This window comes from Sphingomonas sp. (genome assembly GCF_036402235.1).
GTDB lineage: Bacteria > Pseudomonadota > Alphaproteobacteria > Sphingomonadales > Sphingomonadaceae > Sphingomonas.
In genome coordinates this window covers 1-22,389 of sequence record NZ_DASWTG010000030.1, presented here as the reverse complement: position 1 = coordinate 22,389, position 22,389 = coordinate 1, and the positions used below count along the sequence as shown (strand labels likewise).

The 22,389-nt window shown below is 68.3% G+C and carries 19 protein-coding genes; 14 read left to right on the top strand and 5 right to left on the bottom strand.

Annotated features, from left to right (window positions below; all coding sequences use genetic code 11):
* Positions 1–5: 5 nt before the first annotated feature.
* Positions 6–1,325, bottom strand: coding sequence for an amidohydrolase (locus VGD28_RS06155; RefSeq protein ID WP_331027452.1), 1,320 nt, complete (start codon positions 1,323–1,325; stop codon positions 6–8).
* A 78-nt stretch (positions 1,326–1,403) separates the two neighbouring features.
* On the opposite strand from VGD28_RS06155, the gene uvrC reads away from it, so the two are divergent.
* From uvrC to VGD28_RS06125, 6 genes are all read left to right on the top strand, one after another.
* Positions 1,404–3,320, top strand: coding sequence for an excinuclease ABC subunit UvrC (gene uvrC / locus VGD28_RS06150; protein ID WP_331027466.1), 1,917 nt, complete (start codon positions 1,404–1,406; stop codon positions 3,318–3,320).
* Positions 3,321–3,499: 179 nt separating this feature from the next.
* Positions 3,500–4,453, top strand: coding sequence for a polysaccharide deacetylase (locus VGD28_RS06145; protein WP_331027451.1), 954 nt, complete (start codon positions 3,500–3,502; stop codon positions 4,451–4,453).
* A complete protein-coding gene (locus tag VGD28_RS06140; protein WP_331027450.1) occupies positions 4,450–5,367 on the top strand; it encodes a GNAT family N-acetyltransferase in 918 nt (305 codons plus the stop codon). Before VGD28_RS06145 ends, VGD28_RS06140 begins: the two co-directional genes overlap by 4 nt.
* Before the next feature lie 320 nt (positions 5,368–5,687).
* On the top strand, positions 5,688–6,419 hold the full coding sequence (gene recO, locus VGD28_RS06135; RefSeq protein WP_331027449.1) for a DNA repair protein RecO: 732 nt from the start codon (positions 5,688–5,690) through the stop codon (positions 6,417–6,419).
* A gap of 143 nt (positions 6,420–6,562) precedes the next feature.
* Positions 6,563–7,609 carry a 3-isopropylmalate dehydrogenase gene (gene leuB / locus VGD28_RS06130; RefSeq protein WP_331027448.1) on the top strand — a complete coding sequence of 349 codons (1,047 nt, stop codon included), beginning with the start codon at positions 6,563–6,565 and terminating at the stop codon, positions 7,607–7,609.
* The gene (locus tag VGD28_RS06125) at positions 7,606–8,709 is read left to right on the top strand and encodes a glycosyltransferase family 2 protein (RefSeq protein WP_331027447.1); all 1,104 of its coding nucleotides are present in this window, start codon (positions 7,606–7,608) and stop codon (positions 8,707–8,709) included. Before leuB ends, VGD28_RS06125 begins: the two co-directional genes overlap by 4 nt.
* A gap of 166 nt (positions 8,710–8,875) precedes the next feature.
* On the opposite strand, the gene VGD28_RS06120 is transcribed toward VGD28_RS06125, so the two are convergent.
* On the bottom strand, positions 8,876–10,117 hold the full coding sequence (locus VGD28_RS06120) for a glycosyltransferase family 39 protein (protein ID WP_331027446.1): 1,242 nt from the start codon (positions 10,115–10,117) through the stop codon (positions 8,876–8,878).
* A gap of 83 nt (positions 10,118–10,200) precedes the next feature.
* On the opposite strand from VGD28_RS06120, the gene VGD28_RS06115 reads away from it, so the two are divergent.
* Genes VGD28_RS06115 through VGD28_RS06100 form a run of 4 tightly spaced genes read left to right on the top strand, consistent with a single transcriptional unit; the run spans position 10,201 to position 13,151 of the window.
* Complete coding sequence (locus VGD28_RS06115; RefSeq protein ID WP_331027445.1) at positions 10,201–11,409, top strand: trans-sulfuration enzyme family protein; 1,209 nt, start codon at positions 10,201–10,203, stop codon at positions 11,407–11,409.
* Entirely contained in the window at positions 11,406–11,804 is a 399-nt protein-coding gene (apaG, locus tag VGD28_RS06110) for a Co2+/Mg2+ efflux protein ApaG (RefSeq protein ID WP_331027444.1), read from the top strand. Before VGD28_RS06115 ends, apaG begins: the two co-directional genes overlap by 4 nt.
* Positions 11,801–12,595 carry a LysR family transcriptional regulator gene (locus tag VGD28_RS06105; RefSeq protein WP_331027443.1) on the top strand — a complete coding sequence of 265 codons (795 nt, stop codon included), beginning with the start codon at positions 11,801–11,803 and terminating at the stop codon, positions 12,593–12,595. Before apaG ends, VGD28_RS06105 begins: the two co-directional genes overlap by 4 nt.
* Before the next feature lie 10 nt (positions 12,596–12,605).
* Positions 12,606–13,151 carry a GNAT family protein gene (locus VGD28_RS06100; protein WP_331027442.1) on the top strand — a complete coding sequence of 182 codons (546 nt, stop codon included), beginning with the start codon at positions 12,606–12,608 and terminating at the stop codon, positions 13,149–13,151.
* Here the strand turns inward: VGD28_RS06100 and VGD28_RS06095 are convergent.
* Together VGD28_RS06095 and parE are read right to left on the bottom strand one after the other, a co-directional pair.
* Positions 13,148–14,431, bottom strand: a complete 1,284-nt coding sequence (locus VGD28_RS06095; RefSeq protein WP_331027441.1) for a serine hydrolase — start codon at positions 14,429–14,431, stop codon at positions 13,148–13,150. The genes VGD28_RS06100 and VGD28_RS06095 overlap by 4 nt on opposite strands.
* Positions 14,428–16,407 carry a DNA topoisomerase IV subunit B gene (gene parE, locus VGD28_RS06090; RefSeq protein ID WP_331027440.1) on the bottom strand — a complete coding sequence of 660 codons (1,980 nt, stop codon included), beginning with the start codon at positions 16,405–16,407 and terminating at the stop codon, positions 14,428–14,430. The genes VGD28_RS06095 and parE overlap by 4 nt, the downstream gene beginning before the upstream one ends.
* Positions 16,408–16,554: 147 nt before the next feature.
* Here parE and VGD28_RS06085 point away from each other — a divergent pair, with 147 nt between their 5' ends.
* Positions 16,555–17,394, top strand: a complete 840-nt coding sequence (locus VGD28_RS06085) for an outer membrane protein (protein ID WP_331027439.1) — start codon at positions 16,555–16,557, stop codon at positions 17,392–17,394.
* A 181-nt stretch (positions 17,395–17,575) separates the two neighbouring features.
* Positions 17,576–19,063 (top strand): hypothetical protein, encoded by a 1,488-nt coding sequence (locus VGD28_RS06080; protein WP_331027438.1) that lies wholly within the window; start codon positions 17,576–17,578, stop codon positions 19,061–19,063.
* Between the two features lie 298 nt (positions 19,064–19,361).
* Here the strand turns inward: VGD28_RS06080 and VGD28_RS06075 are convergent, their stop codons facing one another.
* Positions 19,362–20,018: a GcrA family cell cycle regulator gene (locus tag VGD28_RS06075; protein ID WP_331027437.1), complete on the bottom strand. Its 657-nt coding sequence runs from the start codon at positions 20,016–20,018 to the stop codon at positions 19,362–19,364.
* 60 nt (positions 20,019–20,078) lie between these two features.
* Here VGD28_RS06075 and VGD28_RS06070 point away from each other — a divergent pair, with 60 nt between their 5' ends.
* Positions 20,079–20,927 (top strand): ABC transporter permease, encoded by an 849-nt coding sequence (locus VGD28_RS06070; protein WP_331027436.1) that lies wholly within the window; start codon positions 20,079–20,081, stop codon positions 20,925–20,927.
* 112 nt (positions 20,928–21,039) lie between these two features.
* Positions 21,040–22,236, top strand: a complete 1,197-nt coding sequence (locus VGD28_RS06065) for an aspartate aminotransferase family protein (RefSeq protein ID WP_331027435.1) — start codon at positions 21,040–21,042, stop codon at positions 22,234–22,236.
* Positions 22,237–22,389: the final 153 nt, after the last annotated feature.

The window sequence follows — 22,389 nt, the reverse complement described above, 5'->3', positions numbered from 1 at the left end:
CGCCGTCACTTCTTGAGCAGGTCGAGCACCGCCACCGTCATCGCCGTGGTGCCCAGCGTGACCGAGGGCTTGGGATCGATCTTGAAGAAGGGCGAATGGTGGCCGGAGACCGGCTTGCCGCCCTTCTTGCCCGCATCGATGTCCGCCTGGGGCGTGCCGCCGACCACGAAGTACGCGCCGGGCACGCCGGTGTCCTTATGGATGAAATAGGCGAAGTCCTCCGCGCCCATCCCGGCGCGCTCCTCATAATGGATGATGCCGTCGCCGAACGCGCTGGTGAAGGCGCCGCGCACGCGCTTGGTCAGTGCCGGGTCGTTGAGCGTCACGGGGGTCGATTCGAAGCCGACCTTCACCTGCGGCAGCTTGTCCTCGGGCAGGCCGTTCATGCGACCGACATTCGCGGCGATGCGCTTGATCCCGTCGAGCAGCTTCTTGCGCGTGTCCTCGTCGTCCGAGCGCACGGTCAGCTGGAGCTCGGCCTTGTCCGAGATGATGTTGTGCTTGAACCCCGAATGGAACGATCCGACCGTGACCACGCCGGGCTTCAGCGGCGCGATCTCGCGGCTGACCAGCGTCTGCAGCGCCATCACGATCTCCGCCCCCATCACGATCGGGTCCTTGCCCATATGCGGCGCGGCGCCATGGGTGCCGATGCCGTGGATGGTGATGTCGACGCTGTCCGACGACGAGCTGCTGATCCCCGGCTCCAGCCCGATCTTGCCCGTCGGTATGCCCGCAGTGACGTGGAAGGCGACGGCGTAATTGGGCTTGGGGAAGCGCGTATAGAGTCCGTCGGCGAGCATGCGGCGCGCGCCGTCGATCCGCTCCTCGCCCGGCTGGACGACGAACAGCACGGTGCCCTTCCACTTGTCCTTCATCTTGGCGAGCTGGCGCGCGGTGCCGATCAGCGAGGTGATGTGCACGTCGTGCCCGCAGGCATGCATCACCGGTTTCACCACCCCGTCGATGTCGGTCTGGGTCACCGTGGACATATAGGGCAGGCCGCTGTCCTCCTTGAGCGGGAGGCCGTCCATGTCGGCGCGGACCAGCACCACCGGGCCGTCGCCATTCTTCATCACCCCGACCACGCCGGTCCCGCCGACGCCCTCGGTCACCTCGATCCCGCCAACCGCGCGCAGCTCCTTGGCCATGATTCCGGCGGTGCGCGTCTCCTTGAACGACAGCTCGGGGTTCTTGTGGAAGTCGAGGAACAGCTTCTCGAGATGCGCGGCATAGTCCGCATCCACCGCGGGGGCGAAGTCCGGCCCGGCGAGCGCTGGCGCGGCGAGCAGCGAGGTGGCGAGCAGGGTGGCGAGCATACGCATGTGACAAATCCCCCGATATGGTTTTGCACAGGCTATCAGATGGAAAGTGCGGCGCAATCCGCTTACATCGCGACGACGATGTCGGACCCCAATTCCCCCAATCGCTTCAATGAGGAGACCGCGACCTACGCCGTACGCGGGTCGGAGACGCCCGACCTCGACGCGGGCGTGGCGGCGATCCGCAACGTGCTGAAGACCTTGCCCGCGCGGCCCGGCGTCTATCGCATGCAGGATGCGCGCGGCGACGTGCTCTATGTGGGGAAGGCGCGCGCGCTCAAGAACCGGGTCGCCAACTATACCCAGCCGGCCAAGCTCTCGAACCGCCTGCGCCGCATGATCGCGCAGACCCGCTCGATGACGGTGGTGACCACCAACAACGAGGCCGAGGCGCTGCTGCTCGAAGCGCAGCTGATCAAGCGCTTCCGCCCCGCCTACAACGTGCTGCTGCGCGACGATAAGAGCTTCCCCTACATCCTGCTGCGCGGCGACCATGATTTCCCGCGCGTCCAGCTCCATCGCGGCGCGCGGCGCGTGAAGGGCGACTATTTCGGCCCGTTCGCGGGGGCGGGGCAGGTGCGCAAGACGCTCAACGCGCTGCAGAAACTGTTCCTGTTGCGCAGCTGCACCGACGGGTTCTTCAACACCCGCGACCGGCCGTGCCTGCTCTACCAGATCCGCCGCTGCTCGGCGCCGTGCGTCGATCGCATCGACAAGGACGGCTATGAGGAGCTCGTCGCCGACGCGCGCGACTTCCTGATGGGCAAGTCGACCAAGGTCCAGGCCAAGCTCGGGGAGCAGATGCAGGCCGCGGCCGAGAATCTCGACTTCGAGCTGGCCGCGGTGCTGCGCGACCGGCTGAAGGCGCTGACCTTCATCCAGGGGTCGCAGGCGATCAACGCCGAGGGGGTGGGCGACGCGGACATCTTCGCGCTCGCGTGCAAGCAGGGGGTGATGGGCATCCAGGCCTTCTTCATCCGCGGCGGGCAGAATTGGGGCCACCGCGCGTTCTTCCCCGCGCACACCAATGAGGTGCCGGAGGACGAGGTGCTGAGCCAGTTCCTCATGCAATTCTACGAGGAGGTGCCGCCGCCCAGGACGGTGCTCCTCGACCGCGACTTGCCCGACGCTCCGGTCCTCGCCGAGGCATTGTGCGAGCGCGCCGGGTCCAAGGTCGAGATCAGCCGTCCCCAGCGCGGCGCGCGGCGCAGGCTGATGGAGCAGGCCCAGCGCAACGCGGTCGAGGCGCTCGACCGGCGCCTCGCGGAGTCGACCACCCAGGCCAAGATCCTGCGCGACATCGCCGACCTGTTCGGTCTCGCCGAGCCGCCCGACCGGATCGAGGTCTATGACAATTCGCACATCCAGGGGACCAATGCGGTCGGTGCGATGATCGTCGCCGGGCCGGAGGGATTCCGCACCGGCCAGTATCGCAAGTTCAACATCAAGAGCGCCGCGACCGACGACGATTTCGCGATGATGCGCGAAGTGTTCACGCGCCGCTTCAGCCGCGCGCAGGAGGAGGATCCGGACCGCGACAAGGGCATCTGGCCCGATCTGGTGCTGATCGACGGTGGCCGCGGCCAGCTCAACGCCGCGCGCGCGGTGCTGGAGGAGCTGGGGATCGAGGATGTCTGCCTGGTCGGCGTCGCCAAGGGGCCGCATCACGGCCGCGAGGGGCGCGAGGTGTTCCACCTGATGGACGGCAGCGAGCGGATGCTGCCCACCAACTCGCCCGCCTTGTTCCATATCCAGAAGCTGCGCGACGAGGTCCACCGCTTCGCGATCGGCGCGCACCGCCAGAAGCGCGCCAAGGCAATCACCGCCAGCCCGCTCGACGAGGTCCCCGGCATCGGCCCCGCGCGGAAAAAGGCACTGCTGATGCATTTCGGCACGGCACGCGCTGTGCGCGGCGCGAGCCTTGAGGATCTGCGCAAGGCGCCCGGTGTGAGCGCTGCGGTGGCACAGCAGGTCTATGATTTCTACCATTCACGGTGATCGATCCTCCCCCTCCAGGGGAGGTGGCGCCGAAGGCGACGGAGGGGGGACTCCCGCCGTCCGGTTGTCGCTGACCGCCCCCTCCGTCAGGCTGCGCCTGCCACCTCCCCCTGGCGGGGGAGGGTTTTGTGAAGTCACCAATTTGGGATTTCTTCACGCGGCAAGGATAAAGCGGCGTCATGCCGACTCGCGCATTCCTGACCGTCGATACCGAGCTGATGTGGCGTCATCACGCCGCGGGGCTCGACATCGACGCCATCGCCGAACGCTCGCTCGAGCCCGCGGGGGTCGGGATCGGCTATCAGCTGCGCACGCTCGCCCAGCATGATCTCAAGGCGACCTTCTTCGTCGATCCGATGCCCGCGGTCGCTTACGGCATCGAGCCGATCAGGCGCGTGGTGGGCGCGATCCTCGAGGCCGGGCAGGAGGTGCAGCTGCACCTTCACCCGAACTGGGCGGCCGCGAGCGCCGAGGACCGGAGCAAGCACGCCTCGTTCGAGCTGATCGATTTCACCCTCGCCGAACAGCGCGAGCTGATTCGCGCGGCGGCAGACTTGCTCGTCGCCGCGGGCGCGCCGCGGCCGATCGCGTTCCGTTCGGGCAGCTATTCGGCGAGCGACGACACGCTGACCGCGCTCGCCGAGCTCGGCATCCGCTACGACAGCAGCCACAACGGCTCCGAGCACCCCTGGCCCAGCGCGATCGGGCTGCACGAGCGCCAGATCGCTCCGACCGAGCATCGCGGCGTGATCGAGCTGCCGGTGACCCTGATCGAGGACCGCGCCGGGCATCTGCGCCACTTCCAGATCTGCGCGCTCTCCACCGCCGAGATGCGCGATGCGCTCGATCATGCGGTGCGTGCGGGCCATGCCGCGGTGACGATCGTCAGCCACGGCTTCGAGCTTGCCAACCGCGCCGGCACGCGCGCCAATGCCGTGCATGTCGGCCGGTTCGAGGCGCTGTGCCGGATGCTCGACGAGCGGCGTGCCGCGCTCGTCACCACGCATTTCGCGGAGCTGTCCGGGCTGCCGCTCGACCATAATGACGTGCCGCTCGGCCCCAGCCTGATCCGCACCCGCATCCGCCAGGCGCAGCAGCTCTGGTCCAACCTCGTCGCGGAGCGCGCCGCGTGACCCATGTCGCGGCGGCCGCGCTCAACTTCCGCATCGGCGCGCGCACCGTGCTGCGCGTCAAGCGGACGCTGGTGCCGGTGGCGATCAGCCTCGACGATGCGCGCGAGCGGCGGCTGCCGCCGCTGCCGCCGCTGCCCGACGCGGCGCAGGGCTATGTCGTCACCTCGCTGCCCGAGGACCGGCTGGAGGCGATGACCCTCGCCTCGGGCGGGATGATCGGCTTCGTGCGGCAGCGTTATATGCGCTACTTTGCCGACCTGACCGGCAGCCATGAGGGCTATCTTGCCAGCCTGTCCTCGAACGCGCGGCAGGGGGTGAAGCGCAAGGCGAAGAAGGTGGCGCAGGCTTCCGGCGGGCAGCTCGACGTGCGGCGCTTTCGCACCCCGGCCGAATTGCAGCTGTTCCACGGCATCGCGCGGGGCATCGCGGTCAACACCTATCAGGAAAGGCTGATGGGGGAGGGGCTGCCCGATACGCCCGAATTCGTGCGCACGATGCTGGAAAGGGCGGCGGCGGACGAGGTGCGTGCCTGGCTGCTGTACATCGGCGGCAAGCCCGCGGCCTATCTCTACTGCCCCGCGGCGGGGGAGACGCTGATCTACGAATATGTCGGCCACGACACCGCGTTCAACGACCTTTCGCCCGGCGCGGTGCTGCAGATGGAGGCGTTCCGCGACCTGTTCGACGAAGGCAGGTTCGCCCGCTTCGACTTCACCGAGGGCGAGGGGCAGCACAAAAGGCAATTCTCGACCGACGCGGTCGCCTGTCTCGACCTGCTGCTGCTGCGCCCCAGCATCGCCAACCGCGCCGCGACCACCGCGCTGGGCAGCTTCAACCGCGCGGTGGCGAGCGGCAAGGCGCTGACCGAGGCGGTGGGGCTGGAGAAATTCTCGAAGCGGCTGCGGCGCGGATAGGCATGGCGTTCTCTTTCGCGGTTTCCGGATCGGTTGGCTGAAGTGTATAACCTATTTGGTTCGTGTAGGAAAGCGCGTCCTCATTTCCGCGATTTTTCAATAGTTTGATTGGAAGGCCGTAGCGTCGTCCGCAGCCGCTCGCGGGTGATGACGGCGGGGCCGCGCGAGGGCAACGCGGAACATGTGGCGGACGAAGTTGGCTTTAGGCCGTGCCGCCGGATGCGTCCTTGCGGGGGCGAATGTCGCATAGGTGCACGCGGCGCCCGCTAGGGCGGCGGCCGGCCATTCCCGTTTCGCCGCGCGCGCGGTAGATCGTCGCGATGCACCTCGCCGCCCCCGCCATCGTCCTCGCGATCCGCCCGCACGGCGAATCCGGGGCGATCGTGCGCGCGCTGACGGCGGAGGCGGGCTTGATGGCGGGCTATGTCCGCGGCGGGCGGTCGCGGCAGCTGCGCCCGGTGCTCCAGCCGGGCAACGTCATCCTGGGCGACTGGCGCGCGCGGACCGAGGAGCAATTGCCGGCGCTCACCGTCGAGCTGATGCATAGCCGCGCGCCGATGTTCCGCGAGCCGCTGCCCGCCGCGGCATTCGAATGGGCGACCGCGCTCACCGCTGCGGCGCTGCCCGAGGGCCAGCCCTATCCGCTGCTCCATTCCGCGCTTGAAGGGCTGCTCGACGCGATCGAGGCGGCGCCCGCGGCGCGCGGCTGGGCGGCGGCGCTGGTGCGGTACGAGCTGCTGATGCTGGCCGAGCTCGGTTTCGGGCTGGATCTGGAGCGCTGCGCGGCGACCGGGGTGAACGACGACCTTGCCTTTGTCAGCCCCAAGAGCGGGATCGCGGTCAGCCGATCGGGGGCGATCGGTTACGAATCCCGGCTGTTGGCATTGCCGCGCTTCGTCATCGCGGGCGGGCCGGCGGAGTGGGAGGATGTCTTCGCGGGGCTGAAGCTCACCGCGCATTTCCTCGAACGCGATCTGCTCCACGGCAAGGCGGCCGAAGTGCTCGCGGCGCGCGCCCGGCTGATCGAGCGGCTGAACAGGGCGGTTGCGTGAGCGCGTAAGCCGGGGCAATGGGCAACCGCCGCTCGCGCTGGCCCCGGACCGGATCCGGGGGAAGCGTTGTCCTTCTTTGACCCGGCCGAAAAGAAGAACAGGCCTTCGACAAGCTCAGGCCGAACGGATGTGAGACCTTAGGCATGCCATTGATCGCAGTTCTTCCCGGCGACGGGATCGGCCCCGAAGTCACCGCGCAGGCGCGCCGGGTGCTGCACGCGCTCGATCTTGGCCTGAGCTTCGAGGAAGCGCCGGTCGGCGGCGCGGCCTGGTTCAGCGACGGCCACCCGCTCCCGGAGCGCACGCTCGACCTTGCGAAGCGCGCCGATGCGCTGCTGTTCGGCGCGGTGGGCGATCCGCGCTGCGACAATCTGGAGCGCCACCTGCGGCCCGAGCAGGCGATCCTGGGACTCCGCAAGGAACTCGAGCTGTTCGCCAACCTGCGCCCGGCACGGCTGTTCCCGGGCCTTGAGGACGCCTCGGCGCTCAAGCCCGAGGTCGCGGGCGCGATCGACATGGTGATCGTGCGCGAGCTCAACGGCGACGTCTATTTCGGCGAGAAGGGCATGCGCAGCACCGCGGGCGGCCGCCGCGAGGGGTACGACATCATGTCGTATGACGAGGACGAGGTGGCGCGGATCGCCCGCGTCGGCTTCGAGACGGCGCGGGTGCGCAACAGGAAGCTGTGCTCGGTCGACAAGGCCAACGTCCTCGAAACCTCGCAGCTGTGGCGTGACGTGGTGATCGAGGTCTCGGCCGAGTTCCCCGATGTCGAGCTGACCCACATGTATGTCGACAATGCCGCGATGCAGCTGGTGCGCAACCCCGGCCAGTTCGACGTGATCGTCACCGGCAACCTGTTCGGCGACATCCTGTCCGACCAGGCGAGCATGTGCGCGGGGTCGATCGGCATGCTGCCCTCGGCCGCGCTCAACGGCAGCGGCAAGGGACTGTACGAGCCGATCCACGGCTCGGCGCCGGACATCGCCGGGCAGGGCAAGGCCAATCCGTGCGCGACGATCCTGTCGGCGGCGATGCTGCTGCGCTATTCGCTGGGCATGGAGGAAGCGGCGGACCGGATCGAGGCGGCGGTCACCGCGGCGCTGGCCGGCGGCGCGCGCACCGCCGACCTGGGCGGATCGCTCTCCACCGCACAGATGGGCGACGCGGTGCTGAAGGCGCTTGGATGACGCCTGATCGGCTCGAACTGGCGGTCGTCATTCCGACCTTCAACGAGCGGCGCAATGTGCCGATTCTCGTCGCTGCGCTCGACAAGGCGCTGGCCGGGCGGCGCTGGGAAGCGATCTTCGTCGACGACGACAGCCCAGACGGCACCGCCGACGCGGCGCGCGAGCTGGGGCGGGTCGATCCGCGCGTACGGGTGATCCAGCGGATCGGGCGGCGCGGGCTGTCCTCCGCGACGATCGAGGGGATGTGCGCCACCGCCGCGCCGCATGTCGCGGTGATCGATGGCGACATGCAGCATGACGAGACGCTGCTGCCGAAGATGCTTGATGCGTTGCAGGGCGATGCCGGGCTCGACGTCGCGATCGGATCGCGCTTCGTCGATGGCGGCGGCACCGGGGAGTGGGACAAGGATCGCGTCGCCAAGTCGGCGCTGGCGACCAAGCTGTCGCGCCGCGTGCTCAAGGCCGAGCTCAGCGACCCGATGAGCGGATTCTTCATGATCCGCAGCGAGGTGGTGCGCGAGATGGTGCCGCATCTCTCCGCGATCGGCTTCAAGATCCTGCTCGACATCATGACCGCGAGCCCGCGGCCGCTGAAGTTCGTCGAATTGCCCTATATCTTCCGCACGCGGCAGGAGGGGGAGAGCAAGCTCGACCATGTCGTCGCGATGGAATATCTGATCGCGCTCTACGACCGCATGTTCGGCCGGGTGATCCCGGTGCGGTTCGCGATGTTCTCCGCGATCGGCGCGCTGGGCGCAGGCGTGCATTTCGGCGCGCTGTGGCTGTTCTACCGGCTGTTCGGATACAGCTTCCTGACTGGTACGATCGTCGCGACGCTGGCGGCGATGACGTTCAACTTCTTCCTCAACAATGCGCTCACCTATCGCGATGCAAGGCTCAAGGGCTTCCGTCAGCTGCTCGACGGCTGGATCGGCTTCTGCCTGGTCTGCTCGGTCGGGGCGATCGCCAATGTCGGGGTGGCGGCATTCCTGCATGACGTGCAGCAGGCGCAATGGGCGCCCTCTGCGCTGGCGGGGATCGTGGTGGCGGCGGTGTGGAACTTCGCGCTGTCGTCGCGGTTCGTGTGGGGCAGGTACTAGAAGATCGGTTCACGCGAAGGCGCGAGGGCGCGAAGAGGTCCGGTGGCGGCGCGAAGCGCCTCTCTTCACTGCTGATGCAAGCGGAAGCCAGGAAAGAGTGAAAGCCGCTCACGCGGCAGGCTGCATCTTCGCGCCTTCGCGCCTTCGCGTGAACCAATTTTCTGAATCACGCCCAGCTCGGGAACCACATCCAGCGCTCGAAGCCGCGGTCGCTCGGCAGCGCCAGTGCGGCGAGGATCGGGTAGAAATAGGCGAACAGCCCGACGCACAGCACCAGATACCATTCGTCGTTGCGCTTCACGCGCGCGGCATAATGATGGAAGGCGACCGCGAGCGCGACCGACAGGATGATGGCGGGCAGATAATAGTAATAATAGAAGCCGAGCGACTTGGGGATCGCGGCCCACACGCCGAGCGCGAAGGTCCAGAGGATCGCGACCGCGAGCGGCGCGCCGGCCTTCTCGCGCAGCCCCGCCCACCAGCACGCCGCGACGGCCGCCAGCCCGCCCCACATGATCGCCGGATTGCCGATCAGCAGGACGCCGCGGGTCGCGCCCTGATCGGGCTCGTAGAAATACCAGATCGGGCGGAGCATCAGCGGCCAGCTCCACCAGTCGGACTGGTAGTTGTGCGGGCTGAGCACCTGGGTCTGGAGCTTCCACATGTCGAGCTGGAACGGGATCAGCCGGGCCAGCGTCAGCGGGTCGGTCGCGTAGAAGAAGGCGGGGGCGAAGGTGAGGAAATAGGTGGCGATGCTGACGCTGCCGAGGATCGCGAGACCGGCGAGCCAGCCCGTCCCGCCAAAGCGCTGCGGGTGGCCGCGCCGCAGCCAGAGGAACGCGACGCCGGCGAGCGCGACATAGGGCACCGCCGCCCATTTGACCGCGACCGCGGCGCCGAACCAGGCGGCGCTGACGGACAGCAGCAGGGCCGCGCGCCCGTGCGATTCGATCTGCATTGCGCGCAGGAACGCGATCCCCGCCCATACCAGAAACGCGCCGAGGAACACGTCGAGCATCCCGATCCGCGCCTGGATGAACACCAGCTGCCCGAGCATCGCGAGCAGCGCGGCGAACAGGCCCGCGCGCGTCGCGCCCGTCAGGTGGCGGGTGAAGGCATAGACGCCGGTGATCGTCAGCGCGCCGGCCAGCACCGACATCGCCCGCCAGCCGAGCGGATTGTCGCCGAAGAGCAGCATTCCGATCGCGATCAGGGACTTGCCGAGCAATGGATGCTCGATGTTCATCGGATGCGACAGGTCGATCAGCGCACGCGCGGCAGGCACGTAATGGACTTCGTCGAACATCAGGATGCTGGGCCGCTGCACGCCGATCCCGAACAGCAGCAGCGCGGCGATGCCGATCAGCAGCGCCAGCAGGACGGGGCGTTGTTCGAGGCGATCGAGCATTGGCGGGGTGGATAGCCCAGCTTTTGGGCGCCGTCACCCGCTGCCCTTGCGCGTTCGTACCCTAGGCTTCTAGAGGGTTCGCCATGAAGCGCCGTACCGGACAAGACCGCAGCATCACCCAGAACTGGAAGCCCGCGACGCAGGCGATCCGGGGGGGCACTGCCCGCAGCGAATGGGGCGAGACGAGCGAAGCGCTCTTCCTGACCTCTGGCTACGCCTATGACTGCGCCGGCGACGCCGCCGCGCGCTTCGCCGGCAATCAGCAGGGCATGACCTATTCGCGCCTGCAGAACCCGACGGTGGAGATGCTCGAGCAGCGCATCGCCCTGCTCGAAGGCGCCGAGGCGTGCCGCGCGACCGCGAGCGGCATGGCCGCGATGACCGCGGCGCTGCTGTGCCAGCTGTCGGCGGGCGATCACCTGATCGGCGGCCGCGCCGCGTTCGGTTCGTGCCGCTGGCTCACCGACACGCAGCTGCCCAAGTTCGGGATCGAGACGACCGTCGTCGATGCGCGCGACCCGCAACAGTTCGTCGACGCGATCCGCCCGAACACCAGGGTGCTCTTCTTCGAGACGCCCGCCAACCCGACGATGGACGTGGTGGATCTCAAGGCCGTGTGCGCGATCGCGCGCGAGCGCGGCATCGTCACCGTGGTCGACAATGCCTTCGCGACCCCCGCGCTGCAGCGGCCGATGGATTTCGGCGCCGATGTCGTCGCCTATTCGGCGACCAAGATGATGGACGGGCAGGGCCGCGTGCTCGCCGGCGCGGTGTGCGGGACCGAGGCGTTCATCAACGACACGCTGCTGCCCTTCCACCGCAACACCGGGCCGACGCTGTCGCCGTTCAATGCCTGGGTGGTGCTCAAGGGGCTGGAGACGCTCGACCTGCGCATCCAGCGCCAGAGCGAGAACGCATTGAAGGTTGCGCGCTTCCTCGAGGGCCGCGTCGCGAAGGTGAACTTCCCCGGCCTGCCCAGCCATCCTCAACACAATCTGGCGATGAGCCAGATGGCCGCGGCCGGGCCGATCTTCTCGTTCGAGGTCGATGGCGGCCGCACGCAGGCGCACGGCCTGCTGGACGCGCTGGCCCTTATCGACATCTCGAACAATATCGGCGATTCTCGCTCGCTGATGACTCACCCGGCTTCCACTACGCACAGCGGCGTCGCCGAGGACCAGCGCCTGCTGATGGGCGTGGGCGAGGGGATGCTGCGGCTCAACGTGGGCCTCGAGGATCCGGAGGACCTGATCGCCGATCTCGATCAGGCCCTCGGCTCGGTCGGGTTGTGAAGGCGCTCTTTTCCCAGGAGGAAACCACGCGCGACGTCGTCGTGCGCGTATCGGTGAGCTATCTGCCCGAGCAGTCCGAGCCCGATCGCGGGCGCTGGTTCTGGGCCTATCACATCCGCATCGAGAATGCGGGGCATCAGGCGGTCCAGCTGCTGACGCGCCACTGGATCATCACCGACGGCCGCGGATCGCAGCATTCGGTGGAGGGCGAGGGCGTGGTCGGCGAGCAGCCGATGATCGCGCCCGGCGCCAGCTACGACTATGTCTCGGGCTGCCCGCTCGCGACTCCCACCGGATCGATGCAGGGCAGCTATCGCATGATCGGCGCCGACGGCATGGAGTTCGACGTGGCGATCCCCAAATTCTCCCTGTTGGCCCCGGCGGTTGCGGAATGAAGCGGACTCATCTTCCCCTGAACGGCCTGCGCGTGCTCGATGCGGCGGCGCGGCACCTCTCCTTCACCCGCGCGGCGGACGAGCTGGCGGTGACCCCGGCGGCGGTCGGCCAGCAGATCCGCGCGCTCGAGGATACGCTGGGCGTGGTGCTGTTCCGCCGCACGACCAAGGGGCTCGAGCTGACGCCCGAGGCCGAGGCCGGCCTCGCCGCGCTGCGCGCCGGCTTCCTGCAGTTCGAGGAATCGGTTCGCGCGATGCAGGCGGGCCAGTCGTCCAAGTCGCTGACCATCGCCGCGCCGCGCGACCTGACCGAGAAGTGGCTGATGCCGCGGCTCGCCGAGATCGCCCGCGACGATGCCGAGCTGCGCTTCGTGCTGATCACCGCGGACGACGCCATCGACTTCACCGAAGCCAATCTCGACCTCGCGATCCGCTGGGGCGAGGGGCCGGGCGAGCATGAGGGCGAGGCGCTGGAGAGCGACGGGATGGTGACCGTGAGCCGCCCCGGCTCCAATGCCGACACGCCGATCGCCTGGCCGGGCTGCGTCGCCGAGGACGGCGCGGCGCTGGTGCGCGTCGGCGACGCGGGGCTGGCGCTCGACGCCGCGGCGCAGGGCCTGGGCCGCGCGACCGTGCCCGAGCTGCTCGCGCGCGACGATATCGAGGCGGGGCGCGTGGCGATCCTCGGCGATCCCAAGCCCTCCCGGCTCGGCTACTGGATGGTCGCGCCGCTCCCGCAATGGCGGCAGAAGAAGGTCAAGACGCTGGTCGAGGCGCTGGGCGAGGCGTGAGGCTTCGGAAATGAGTCTGGCGCCGCGCGAGACGGTGGTGCTGGAAACCGCGCGGCTGATCCTGCGCCCGCGCACGCTGGACGATGCCGAGGCGCTGCATGCGGCCTTTTCCGACGCCGAACTGATGCGCTACTGGTCCGGCCCGCCGCATGCGAGCGTGGAAGAGACTCGCGCCGACCTCGCGCGCGATGCGCCCGAGTGGCGCCGCTGGGCCATCACGCGCAAGGGCTGCGACACTGCGATCGGTGTGGTCGCCGCGGGCGAGAAGCGGCAGGGCAACGTCACCGAGATCGGCTATATCCTGGTGCGCGATCATTGGGGCAGCGGCATCGCGCGCGAGGCGGTGTCGGCGGTGATCGACCGGATCTTCGCCGAGGGGCAGCGCCGCGTGTTCGCGGACACCGATCCCGACAACGCGCCGTCGCGGGCGCTGCTCGAGCGGCTCGGCTTCAGGCACGAGGCGCTGCTGCGCGCTGAATGGGAGACGCATCTGGGCGTGCGCGACACGACGATCTACGGCCTGTTGCGCGAGGAGTGGCGGACCGGCGAAACCTAACGCGCCGCGACCTGCGTCAGCAGCCGGCTCATCAGCATCGCGAAGCCGCGCTCGTCCACCGCCGCATCCCTGCGCGTCCAGCCCCCGGTGACGGCGTACCAATTGCCCTTCTTGGTCTTCACCAGCCAGTTGAGCGAGATCACGCCCGGCTCCGATCCGCCCTTGAACCCGGCATAGTCGAACAGCGCCGCGCCCGGCGTGCCCGGATTGACGGCGAGGATCTCCAGCGCCTGATCGCCGCCCCTGGCGCGCAGCCAGTCGAGCACCGACGCCTCGTCGCGGGGACTGGCGAACCATTCGATATCCGGCGCCACCGGCTTGTCGGCGAACATGGCGGGGTCGATCACGGTCCCCGCCAGCCGTGCGCGGTTGGCGGTGAGCAGCTTGCGGCGGCCGTCCGGCCCGGCCGTCCTCCATCCCGCTGCAAGGTCGGCATTGGCCGATGCCTTGAGCTGGAACGCCTCCATCGTGGTCAGCACCGGGAGCGTGGCCGCCGGATCGGCGACGCCGGTCTGCGCGACCATCGCGTCCACCTTGTCGCGGCCGAGCGCGATCAGCAGCGTGTCGGTGGCGGTATTGTCGCTGAGCGAGATCATCAGCGTCGCCAGCGTGTGCAGCGTCACGGGCGCGCCGGCGGGCCAGCGCTGGGTGATGCCCGAGGGCAGCGAGCGCGGGCCGAGCGTGACCACGTCGCTCCATTTGCGCGTGCCGGAATGCACCTGGCGCGCGGCTTCGGCGAGCACCCATAATTTGAACGCCGATCCGATCGGCATCGGCTGTTCGCCCGCCAGCTCGCTCACAGGCGTCACGCCGTTGCCCAGCGCATAGATGCCGAACGCGGCGGTGCCGGGCAGCGCGCGGATCTCCGCCTCGATCTTCGCGATCGTGTCGCCGCGCGGCTCGACGCGAGCGAGCAGTAGGCCCGTCACGCGATGGGGCGGAGCGGGATCGATCACGATGTTGACGGTGCCGACGCCCTTTTCAAAGCCGAGCTCGACGGTGGCGGCATAGGGCGAGGTGGCCGTGACCTTCTCGACCTTCATCGCGACGCCGAACTGCGCCTTCAGCTGCTGGCCGATCTGGTCGAACTGCGCCTTGGGCACCTGTGCCTTGAAGGCAGGCGCGAAATAGGCCTCGAAATCGCCGGTGCCGTTGACCATTGCAGGCAGCGCGGCGATCCGCGCCTGCAGCCCCGGCGAAACGGCAGGGGGCGGTGCGGGCGGCTGCTGGGCAAGCGCGGGCGCCGCGATCGCCAGCAGCAGCGCGCCCAGCCATCTCATGCGTCGATCGCTTCCTCGTCCAGCCGCGCGGCATTCTCCTGGATGAAGGCGAAGCGGTGCGCCGGGTTGGTGCCCATCAGCCGGTCGACCAGATCCTTGACCCCTGCGCGCTCCTCATATTCCTGCGGCAGGGTGATGCGGATCAGGCTGCGTGTCTTCGGGTCCATCGTCGTCTCGCGCAGCTGGCCCGGGTTCATCTCGCCAAGGCCCTTGAACCGCGCGACCTCGACCTTGCGGCCCTTGAAGTCGTTCGCCTCGATCTCGGCGCGGTGCGCGTCGTCGCGGGCATAGAGCGATTTCGTGCCGGCGGTCAGGCGGTAGAGCGGCGGCTGGGCGAGGTAGAGATGGCCGCGGCGGACGATGTCGGGCATCTCCTGGAAGAAGAAGGTCATCAGCAACGTGGCGATATGCGCGCCGTCGACATCCGCGTCGGTCATGATGACGATGCGTTCGTAGCGGAGGCTGTCCGGCTGACAGTCCTTGCGCGTGCCGCAGCCGAGCGCCTGGATCAGGTCGGCGATTTCCTGATTGGCGAGAATCTTTGCGGATGTGGCCGAGGCGACGTTGAGGATCTTGCCGCGGATGGGCAAGATCGCTTGGGTCTTGCGGTCTCGCGCCTGCTTGGCGCTGCCGCCGGCCGAATCGCCTTCGACGATGAACAGCTCGGTCCCGGCGGGATCGTCGGCCGAGCAGTCGGTGAGCTTGCCCGGCAGGCGCAGCTTGCGGCCCGAGGTCGCGGTCTTGCGCTTGACCTCGCGCTCCTGCTTGCGGCGCAGGCGCTCGTCCATGCGGTCGAGGACATAGCCGAGCAGCGCCTTGCCGCGGTCCATGCGGTCGGCGAGGAAATGGTCGAAATGGTCGCGGACCGCCTTCTCGACCAGCGCCGTCGCCTCGGGCGAGGTCAGCCGGTCCTTGGTCTGCGACTGGAATTGCGGCTCGCGGATGAACACCGAGAGCATCAGCTCCGACCCGACCATGATGTCGTCGGCGGTGATGTCCTTGGCCTTTTTCTGCCCGACCAGCTCGCCGAACGCGCGGATGCCGCGCACCAGCGCCTGGCGCAGCCCCTGCTCGTGCGTGCCGCCGTCGGGCGTGGGGATGGTGTTGCAGTACCAGCTGTACGAACCGTCGCTCCACAACGGCCACGCCACCGCCCATTCGACCCGGCCCTGGGAGTCCGGAAATTCCTGGGTGCCCGAGAAGAACTCGGCGGTCGCGCCCTCGCGCGTGCCGATCTGTTCCTTGAGGTGGTCGGCAAGGCCGCCGGGGAACTGGAACACCGCCTCGGCGGGCGTGTCGTCCGAGATCAGCTCGGGCGCGCACTTCCAGCGGATCTCGACGCCGGCGAACAGATAGGCCTTCGACCGCGCGAGCTTGTAGAGCCGCGCCGGCTTGAAATGCATCTCGCCGAAGATCTCGGAATCGGGGACGAAGCTGACCACGCTGCCGCGGCGGTTGGGGGTGCCGCCGAGATGCTCGAGCGGACCCAGCGTCTGCCCCTGGCTGAAGCGCTGGCGGTAGAGCTGCCTGTCGCGCGCCACCTCGACCACCGTGTCGACCGACAGCGCGTTGACCACGCTGATGCCGACGCCGTGCAGGCCGCCCGAGGTCGCATAGGCCTTGCCCGAGAACTTGCCGCCCGAATGGAGCATCGAGAGGATCACCTCGAGCGCCGACTTGTCGGGGAACTTCGGGTGCGGGTCGATCGGGAAGCCGCGGCCATTGTCGCTGATCGTCAGCCGGTTGCCCGTGTCGAGCGTCACCTCGATGCGGTTGGCGTACCCCGCCACCGCCTCGTCCATCGCATTGTCGAGCACTTCGGCGGCGAGGTGATGCAGCGCGCGCTCGTCGGTGCCGCCGATATACATGCCGGGACGGCGGCGGACCGGCTCCAGCCCCTCCAGCACCTCGATCGACGAGGCGGTGTAGCTGTTGGCGGGCGCGGCGGACGAAGGCTGGAACAGATCGGAGGACATCGCCTGTTGCTATATCGTTCCGCGGGGTGCGGGCAAGCGGGGCTGTTGCTGCATTGCAACAGGTTTCGCCGGTTTCGCGGCGAAGCGGGAGAAAATGGCGGAATCGCTCGTTGTCCCGCCGCTAGTAACCAACGGAGTACCCCCAAAATGCGTATGCGTACCCTGCTGGGCGCCGCCACCGGCGCCCTGGCCCTCGCTGTCGCCGCGGCACCGGCCTATGCCCAGGATGCCCCCGACGGCGACGAATTCACCGGTTTCCATGTCGGCGGCTCGGTCGGCTACACCGTCCAGAAGAACGATGTCGGCGAATCGATCCTGTTCGACGCGGGCCGCAACGGCAGCTTCGGGGACACGATCACCACCGCCGATGGCGGCAACGCCTTCGCCCCCGGCTTCTGCAACGGCGCCGCGACGTCGAGCGCGAACATCGCGTGCCGGAACGACAAGGACGACATCGAATATTACGCCCGGCTCGGCTTCGACAAGCAGATGGGCAAGGTCGTGATCGGTGCGGTCGCCGAATTCGGCAAGTCGGAGGCGAGCGACAGCGTCTCGGCGTTCAGCACCACCCCCGCCTTCTACACCATGACGCGCGAGCTCGACTGGAACGCGGCGCTGCGCCTGCGCGGCGGCTACACGGTCGGCCCGAAGACGCTGCTCTACGCGACCGGCGGCGGCGCCTATGCCAAGATCGGCCACAAGTTCGCGACCAGCAACACCGCCAACAGTTTCGAGATCACCGGCGACGACAACGCCTGGGGCTGGCAGGCCGGCGGCGGGCTGGAGCAGAAGCTGGGCCGCAATTTCTCGGTCGGCGTCGAATATCTCTACAGCCGCTATGACGACGACAATTCCGGCGTGACGGTCGGAACCGGCACTGCCGGCGCGACCAACCCGTTCGTGCTCGCCGGCGGCGCGGACTTCGCGCGCAGCCAGAACCGGTTCGACTTCCATTCGCTCCGCGCGACGGCAGCGTTCCGCTTCTAATCCGCTTGTGAGCGAGGGCGACGGCCGGCGGAGCGATCCGCCGGCCGTTTTCGTTCCTGCTTGTATGCGCCTCAGGGCGCGGGCTGGTGCTGTTTGTTCAGGCTGCGCCGCGGACGGTTTCGCCGCGCGCTTGTCATCGTTTTGCGCTAGCCTTGCGGATACCGGTCACGGGGGGAAGCCGATGCCGTTCCTGGACGATGACTTTGTCGACATGCGCTGCGACGATGGCAGCATCTGGAACCTCTATTGGGGCGACGAGGTCGAGCTGGTCTCGACCAGCGCCGCCGGTCACCGCATCCGCGCGCTGGGGCATGGTGGCAAGGTGCGGCGCGAGGGGATGGTTAAGCCGTCGGCGAAGTTCCGCGACACCGCGCTGCTGCGCCTGTCGATGATCGACGTGCAACAGGGCGACGGGCTGATCCTCGAGACCCCCGGGCGCAAGACGATCTTCATCGACGGCGGCCACAACAAGCTGTTCGCGCGCCATGCCGCCTTCCGCTTCCGCGGCACCAGCGCGGCCGACCCGCTGAAGCTCGACCTGCTGCTCGTCACGCATGGCGACGCGGACCATTTCGAGGGCCTCAACATCCTGCAGGAGACCGAGACCGATCCCGACATCGACGCCAATCAGCGGATCTTCCTCGCCCCGCTGCGCTATTACCATAACGGCATGGTCAAGCGTCCCGGCGACAAGCCCGACGGCACCGCGCGCAAGGATCTGGAGATGCTGGGCGCGACGACGGAGGTGGACGGCGTCCCCTTCGTGACCGGGCTGGTCGACGATCCCGCCGACGTGCCCGAGGCGGAGCGCAACAAGCATTTCAGGCCGTGGGTGAAGGCGCTCGCGGCCTGGGATGCGCGGACCCGGGCGCTGACCGGCGCGCCGATGATCCGGCGCCGGGTCGATCACCTGAGCGCGGATGCGTTCGACTTCCTCCGCGAGGACGGCGTCACCGTCGAGCTGCTCGGCCCGATCAGCGAGCCGACGCCGGCCGGACCGGGCCTGCGCTTCTTGCGCAAGCCGCCCGGCAATGCCGACATGATGCTCGGCACCTTTCCGCCGCCGGGCAAAGGGAGCTGGTCGGAGAGCCACACGATCAACGGCCATTCGATCGCCTTTCGGCTGCGCTACGGCAATGTCCGCTTCATGTTCACCGGCGACATGAACCAGGAATCGATGGCGCGGATGCGTGCGGCGCTGCCCGACGCCGCGCTACGCTCCGAGATCCTCAAGACCCCGCATCACGGCGCGGCGGATTTCGACATGGAGTTCCTGAAGGAAGTCGGCGCGGTGGTGTCGATGATCTCGTCGGGCGACGAGGGCGGCAGCGACCATATCCATCCGCGCGCCACGCTGATGGCGGCGCTGGGCAAGGCATCGCGCACCACGCCGGCGGTGATCTTCTGCACCGAGCTCGCCGCCTTCTTCAAGATGCGCGGCGAATCGACCGATCACGCGCCCGGAACGGGCGAGCGCGCCCGCTATTTCGGGTTCGAGCGCACCAACTACGGCATCATCCACATCCGCACCGATGGCGAGCGCGTGCTCGCCTTCACCCATTCGGGCGAGCGCGGCACCAACGAGGCCTATCGCTTCGCGGTGTCGGCAAATGGCGACATCGCCTTCGCGCCCCGCCCGGTATCGGTCAGCGCGCCGAAAGTGCCTTAGGGCGGATTGGCATCACGGTCATCCTCCCCGCCAGGGGGAGGTGGCAGGCGTAGCCTGACGGAGGGGGCGGTCAGCGACCAACGAACGGCGGGAGTCCTCCCCCTCCGTCGCCTTCGGCGCCACCTCCCCTGGCGGGGGAGGATTAGAGCCCGCGAGATCGCCGTCGATGCTTGCCTGATCGGGTTCGAGCGTCGCAAGCGGCGCGCCAACAGACGCCAGCTCGCGCCGGAAATCGACGAACTCCGCGTAGAACCGCTTCGCAAGCTCGTACGTCAGCTCGGCGGTGTCCGGCATGAGATCACCGCACCCGCGGGCCGCCATAGGGCATCGGCGGCGGCGGGCGGCGGTCGCGGCGCGGGAGCTGTGCCTGATAGGCGTGGCCGCAATGGTCGACGCAGTACGGGAAGCCGGGGTTCACCTTCTCGCCGCAGAAGTGGAAATCGGGCTCGCCCGGATGGCCGAGCGGCCATTTGCAGATCTTGTCGTTGAGATCGAGCAGGCTGGTCTTGCCCTCGATCTCCTTGCTCGGCTTGGCCGGGACAAGGCGGCGCGGCGGCGCGGGCGCGATCGGCGGGGCCTGCTCGCCGGGGTTCTGGCGGATGAAGCCGCCGGGGCCGACCGAGCGGAGCACCGGGCCGTCGGCGACGGGCTTGGGCGCGGCGGGCGCGGCAATCGGCGCAGTCTCGCGCGGCTCGGGTGCGGCGGTCGCGGGCGCCGGCTTCGGTGCCGGCGCGGGCTTGGGCGCCGGCGCGGCCTCGGCAGCCGGCGCTGACCCCTTGGCCTCGGGCGCGTTGGGCTTCACGGGCGAGGGGCGCGAGGCGAGGCCGAGGCGGTGCGCCTTGCCGATCACGGCATTTCGGCTCACCCCGCCCAGCTCCTCGGCGATCTGGGTGGCGGTCATGCCGCTGTCCCACATCTTGCGCAGCGTCTCGATCCGTTCGTCGGTCCAGCTCATTCAAACGTCCTTCATCAACCCCGTTGCGGGGGGAAGCGGGAGCCATTACCCGGCCTAACCATGGCCGAACAACCCCGCGTGCAAGAAACAACTATCGCCGCCCCCGGCGTTCCGGTGATTCGCAACGTCAATTGGGGAGGGCTTTGGACGCTATATGTGAAGGAGGTGCGCCGTTTCTTCAAGGTGCAGCTCCAGACGATCTGGGCGCCGGCCGTCTCCCAGCTGCTGTTGCTGGTGGTGTTCACCACCGCATTGGGCGCGCGCGGCGAGGTCTCGGTGGGCGGGGTCGCGGTGCCGTTCGGCACCTTCATCGCGCCGGGGCTGGTCATCATGGGCATGCTCAACAACGCCTTCGCCAACTCTAGCTTCTCGCTGCTGGTCGGCAAGATCCAGGGCACGATCGTCGACTATCTGATGCCGCCGCTGTCGACCGGCGAGCTGCTGGCGGCGCTGTGCGGCGGGGCGGTGACGCGCGCGTTCTGCGTCGGGGCGACGGTATGGCTGGCGATGCTGCTGTTCCTGGGATCGGTGATGATCCCGCAGAACCTGCTCGCGGTGCTGTGGTTCGGCTTCTTCGGCGCGCTGATGCTCGCGTTCCTCGGCGTGCTGACCTCGATCTGGGGCGAGAAGTTCGATCACGCCGCGGCGATCACCAATTTCGTGATCGCGCCGCTGACGCTGCTGTCGGGCACCTTCTACTCGGTCGACCGGCTCGCGCCCGCCTTCCAGACCGTGAGCCATTTCAACCCGTTCTTCTACGTGATCTCGGGCTTCCGCTACGGGTTCCTCGGCGTGAGCGACGGCTATGTATCGATCTGGACCGCGGGGGCGATCGTGCTGGCGATCGACGTGGTGCTCGGCATTATGTGCTACCTCCTCCTGCGCAGCGGATGGAAGCTCAAGAACTGAGCGGGGTTGCCCCTCTGTTTCGGGGGCGATAAAAGCGCGCTCCGGGCGGTCCGGCTGGGCCGCCTTTGTCGTTTCCGGAGTCCAACCCTCAAGCCTTAGGAGGAGCAGTCCAATGTCGATCACCCCGCTCATGCCCGTCTATCCGCGGTGCGATGTGCGTCCGGTGCGAGGCGAGGGCTGCTATCTGATCGGCGAGCGAGGGGAACGATATCTCGACTTCGCCGCGGGGATCGCGGTGAACGCGCTGGGCCATGGGCATCCGCACGTGACCAAGGCGATCGCCGAGCAGGCGGCGACGCTGATGCACGTCTCCAACCTCTACGGCTCGCCGCAGGGCGAGGCGCTGGCGCAACGCATCGTCGACAATACGTTCGCCGACACGGTGTTCTTCACCAACTCCGGCGCCGAGGCGATCGAGTGCGCGATCAAGACCGCGCGCCGCTATTTCTACGTCACTGAGCAGCCGCACCGCACCAAGATCATCACCTTCAACAACGCCTTTCACGGGCGCACGCTGGGGGCGATCTCGGCGACCAACCAGGCCAAGATGCGCGACGGGTTCGAGCCGCTGCTGCCGGGCTTCGCCTATGCCCCGTTCAACGATCTCGAGGCGGCGCTCGCGCTGGTCGACGAGAACACCGCCGGCTTCATGGTCGAGACGGTGCAGGGCGAGGGCGGGATGACCGCAGGCACGCTCGAGTTCATCCAGGGCCTGCGAAAGGCGTGCGACGAGCACGGCATGCTGCTGATCCTCGACGAGATCCAGTGCGGCTATGGCCGCACTGGCAAGTTCTTCGCGCACGAGCATTACGGCATCACCCCCGACATCATGACCGTGGCGAAGGGGATCGGGAACGGCTTCCCGCTCGGCGCGTGCCTTGCGACCGAGGAAGCGGCGAAGGGCATGGTGTTCGGCACGCACGGCTCGACCTATGGCGGCAACCCGCTTGCCATGGCGGCGGGGCAGGCGGTGCTCGACGTGATGCTCGAGCCGGGCTTCTTCGAGCGTGTCGAGAAGATGGGCGAGCGGCTGCGCGCGGCGTTCGAGCAGCTGATCCCCAATCACGACCATCTGTTCGACGAGATCCGCGGCAAGGGGCTGATGCTCGGCGTCAAGCTCAAGGAGCCGGCGGTGGCGCGCGAGTTCGTGGCTCATCTGCGCGACAATCACGGGTTGCTCACCGTCGCCGCGGGGGAGAATGTGTTCCGCGTCTTGCCCCCGCTGGTGATCGAGGAAAGCCATATCGCCGAGTGCATCGAGAAGCTGAGCGCAGGCGCGCGCAGCTATGTGCCGCCGGCCGATGATTGATTGACCAATTCCTCCCCTGCACCGCAGGGGAGGGTGACCATGCGCGGCATGGTGGAGGGGCGCCGCGCAGCGGCGTGGCGGTGGAGAGGTTTCCGGCGACTGCGTCGCCGCCCCACCACCACCGCGACGCGGCGGTCCCCCACCCCGGCGGGG

What these genes read in the sequence shown, in the direction of transcription:
- VGD28_RS06075 (WP_331027437.1), bottom strand. Translation starts at nt 20,018, where the DNA reads ATGAGCTGGACCGACGAACGGATCGAGACGCTGCGCAAGATGTGGGAC.
- VGD28_RS06095 (WP_331027441.1), bottom strand. Translation starts at nt 14,431, where the DNA reads ATGAGATGGCTGGGCGCGCTGCTGCTGGCGATCGCGGCGCCCGCGCTT.
- leuB (WP_331027448.1), top strand. Translation starts at nt 6,563, where the DNA reads ATGCCATTGATCGCAGTTCTTCCCGGCGACGGGATCGGCCCCGAAGTC.
- VGD28_RS06105 (WP_331027443.1), top strand. Translation starts at nt 11,801, where the DNA reads ATGAAGCGGACTCATCTTCCCCTGAACGGCCTGCGCGTGCTCGATGCG.
- VGD28_RS06155 (WP_331027452.1), bottom strand. Translation starts at nt 1,325, where the DNA reads ATGCGTATGCTCGCCACCCTGCTCGCCACCTCGCTGCTCGCCGCGCCA.
- VGD28_RS06115 (WP_331027445.1), top strand. Translation starts at nt 10,201, where the DNA reads ATGAAGCGCCGTACCGGACAAGACCGCAGCATCACCCAGAACTGGAAG.
- parE (WP_331027440.1), bottom strand. Translation starts at nt 16,407, where the DNA reads ATGTCCTCCGATCTGTTCCAGCCTTCGTCCGCCGCGCCCGCCAACAGC.
- VGD28_RS06065 (WP_331027435.1), top strand. Translation starts at nt 21,040, where the DNA reads ATGTCGATCACCCCGCTCATGCCCGTCTATCCGCGGTGCGATGTGCGT.
- VGD28_RS06070 (WP_331027436.1), top strand. Translation starts at nt 20,079, where the DNA reads ATGGCCGAACAACCCCGCGTGCAAGAAACAACTATCGCCGCCCCCGGC.
- VGD28_RS06100 (WP_331027442.1), top strand. Translation starts at nt 12,606, where the DNA reads ATGAGTCTGGCGCCGCGCGAGACGGTGGTGCTGGAAACCGCGCGGCTG.
- VGD28_RS06085 (WP_331027439.1), top strand. Translation starts at nt 16,555, where the DNA reads ATGCGTATGCGTACCCTGCTGGGCGCCGCCACCGGCGCCCTGGCCCTC.
- recO (WP_331027449.1), top strand. Translation starts at nt 5,688, where the DNA reads ATGCACCTCGCCGCCCCCGCCATCGTCCTCGCGATCCGCCCGCACGGC.
- VGD28_RS06080 (WP_331027438.1), top strand. Translation starts at nt 17,576, where the DNA reads ATGCCGTTCCTGGACGATGACTTTGTCGACATGCGCTGCGACGATGGC.
- uvrC (WP_331027466.1), top strand. Translation starts at nt 1,404, where the DNA reads ATGTCGGACCCCAATTCCCCCAATCGCTTCAATGAGGAGACCGCGACC.
- VGD28_RS06145 (WP_331027451.1), top strand. Translation starts at nt 3,500, where the DNA reads ATGCCGACTCGCGCATTCCTGACCGTCGATACCGAGCTGATGTGGCGT.
- VGD28_RS06120 (WP_331027446.1), bottom strand. Translation starts at nt 10,117, where the DNA reads ATGCTCGATCGCCTCGAACAACGCCCCGTCCTGCTGGCGCTGCTGATC.
- VGD28_RS06125 (WP_331027447.1), top strand. Translation starts at nt 7,606, where the DNA reads ATGACGCCTGATCGGCTCGAACTGGCGGTCGTCATTCCGACCTTCAAC.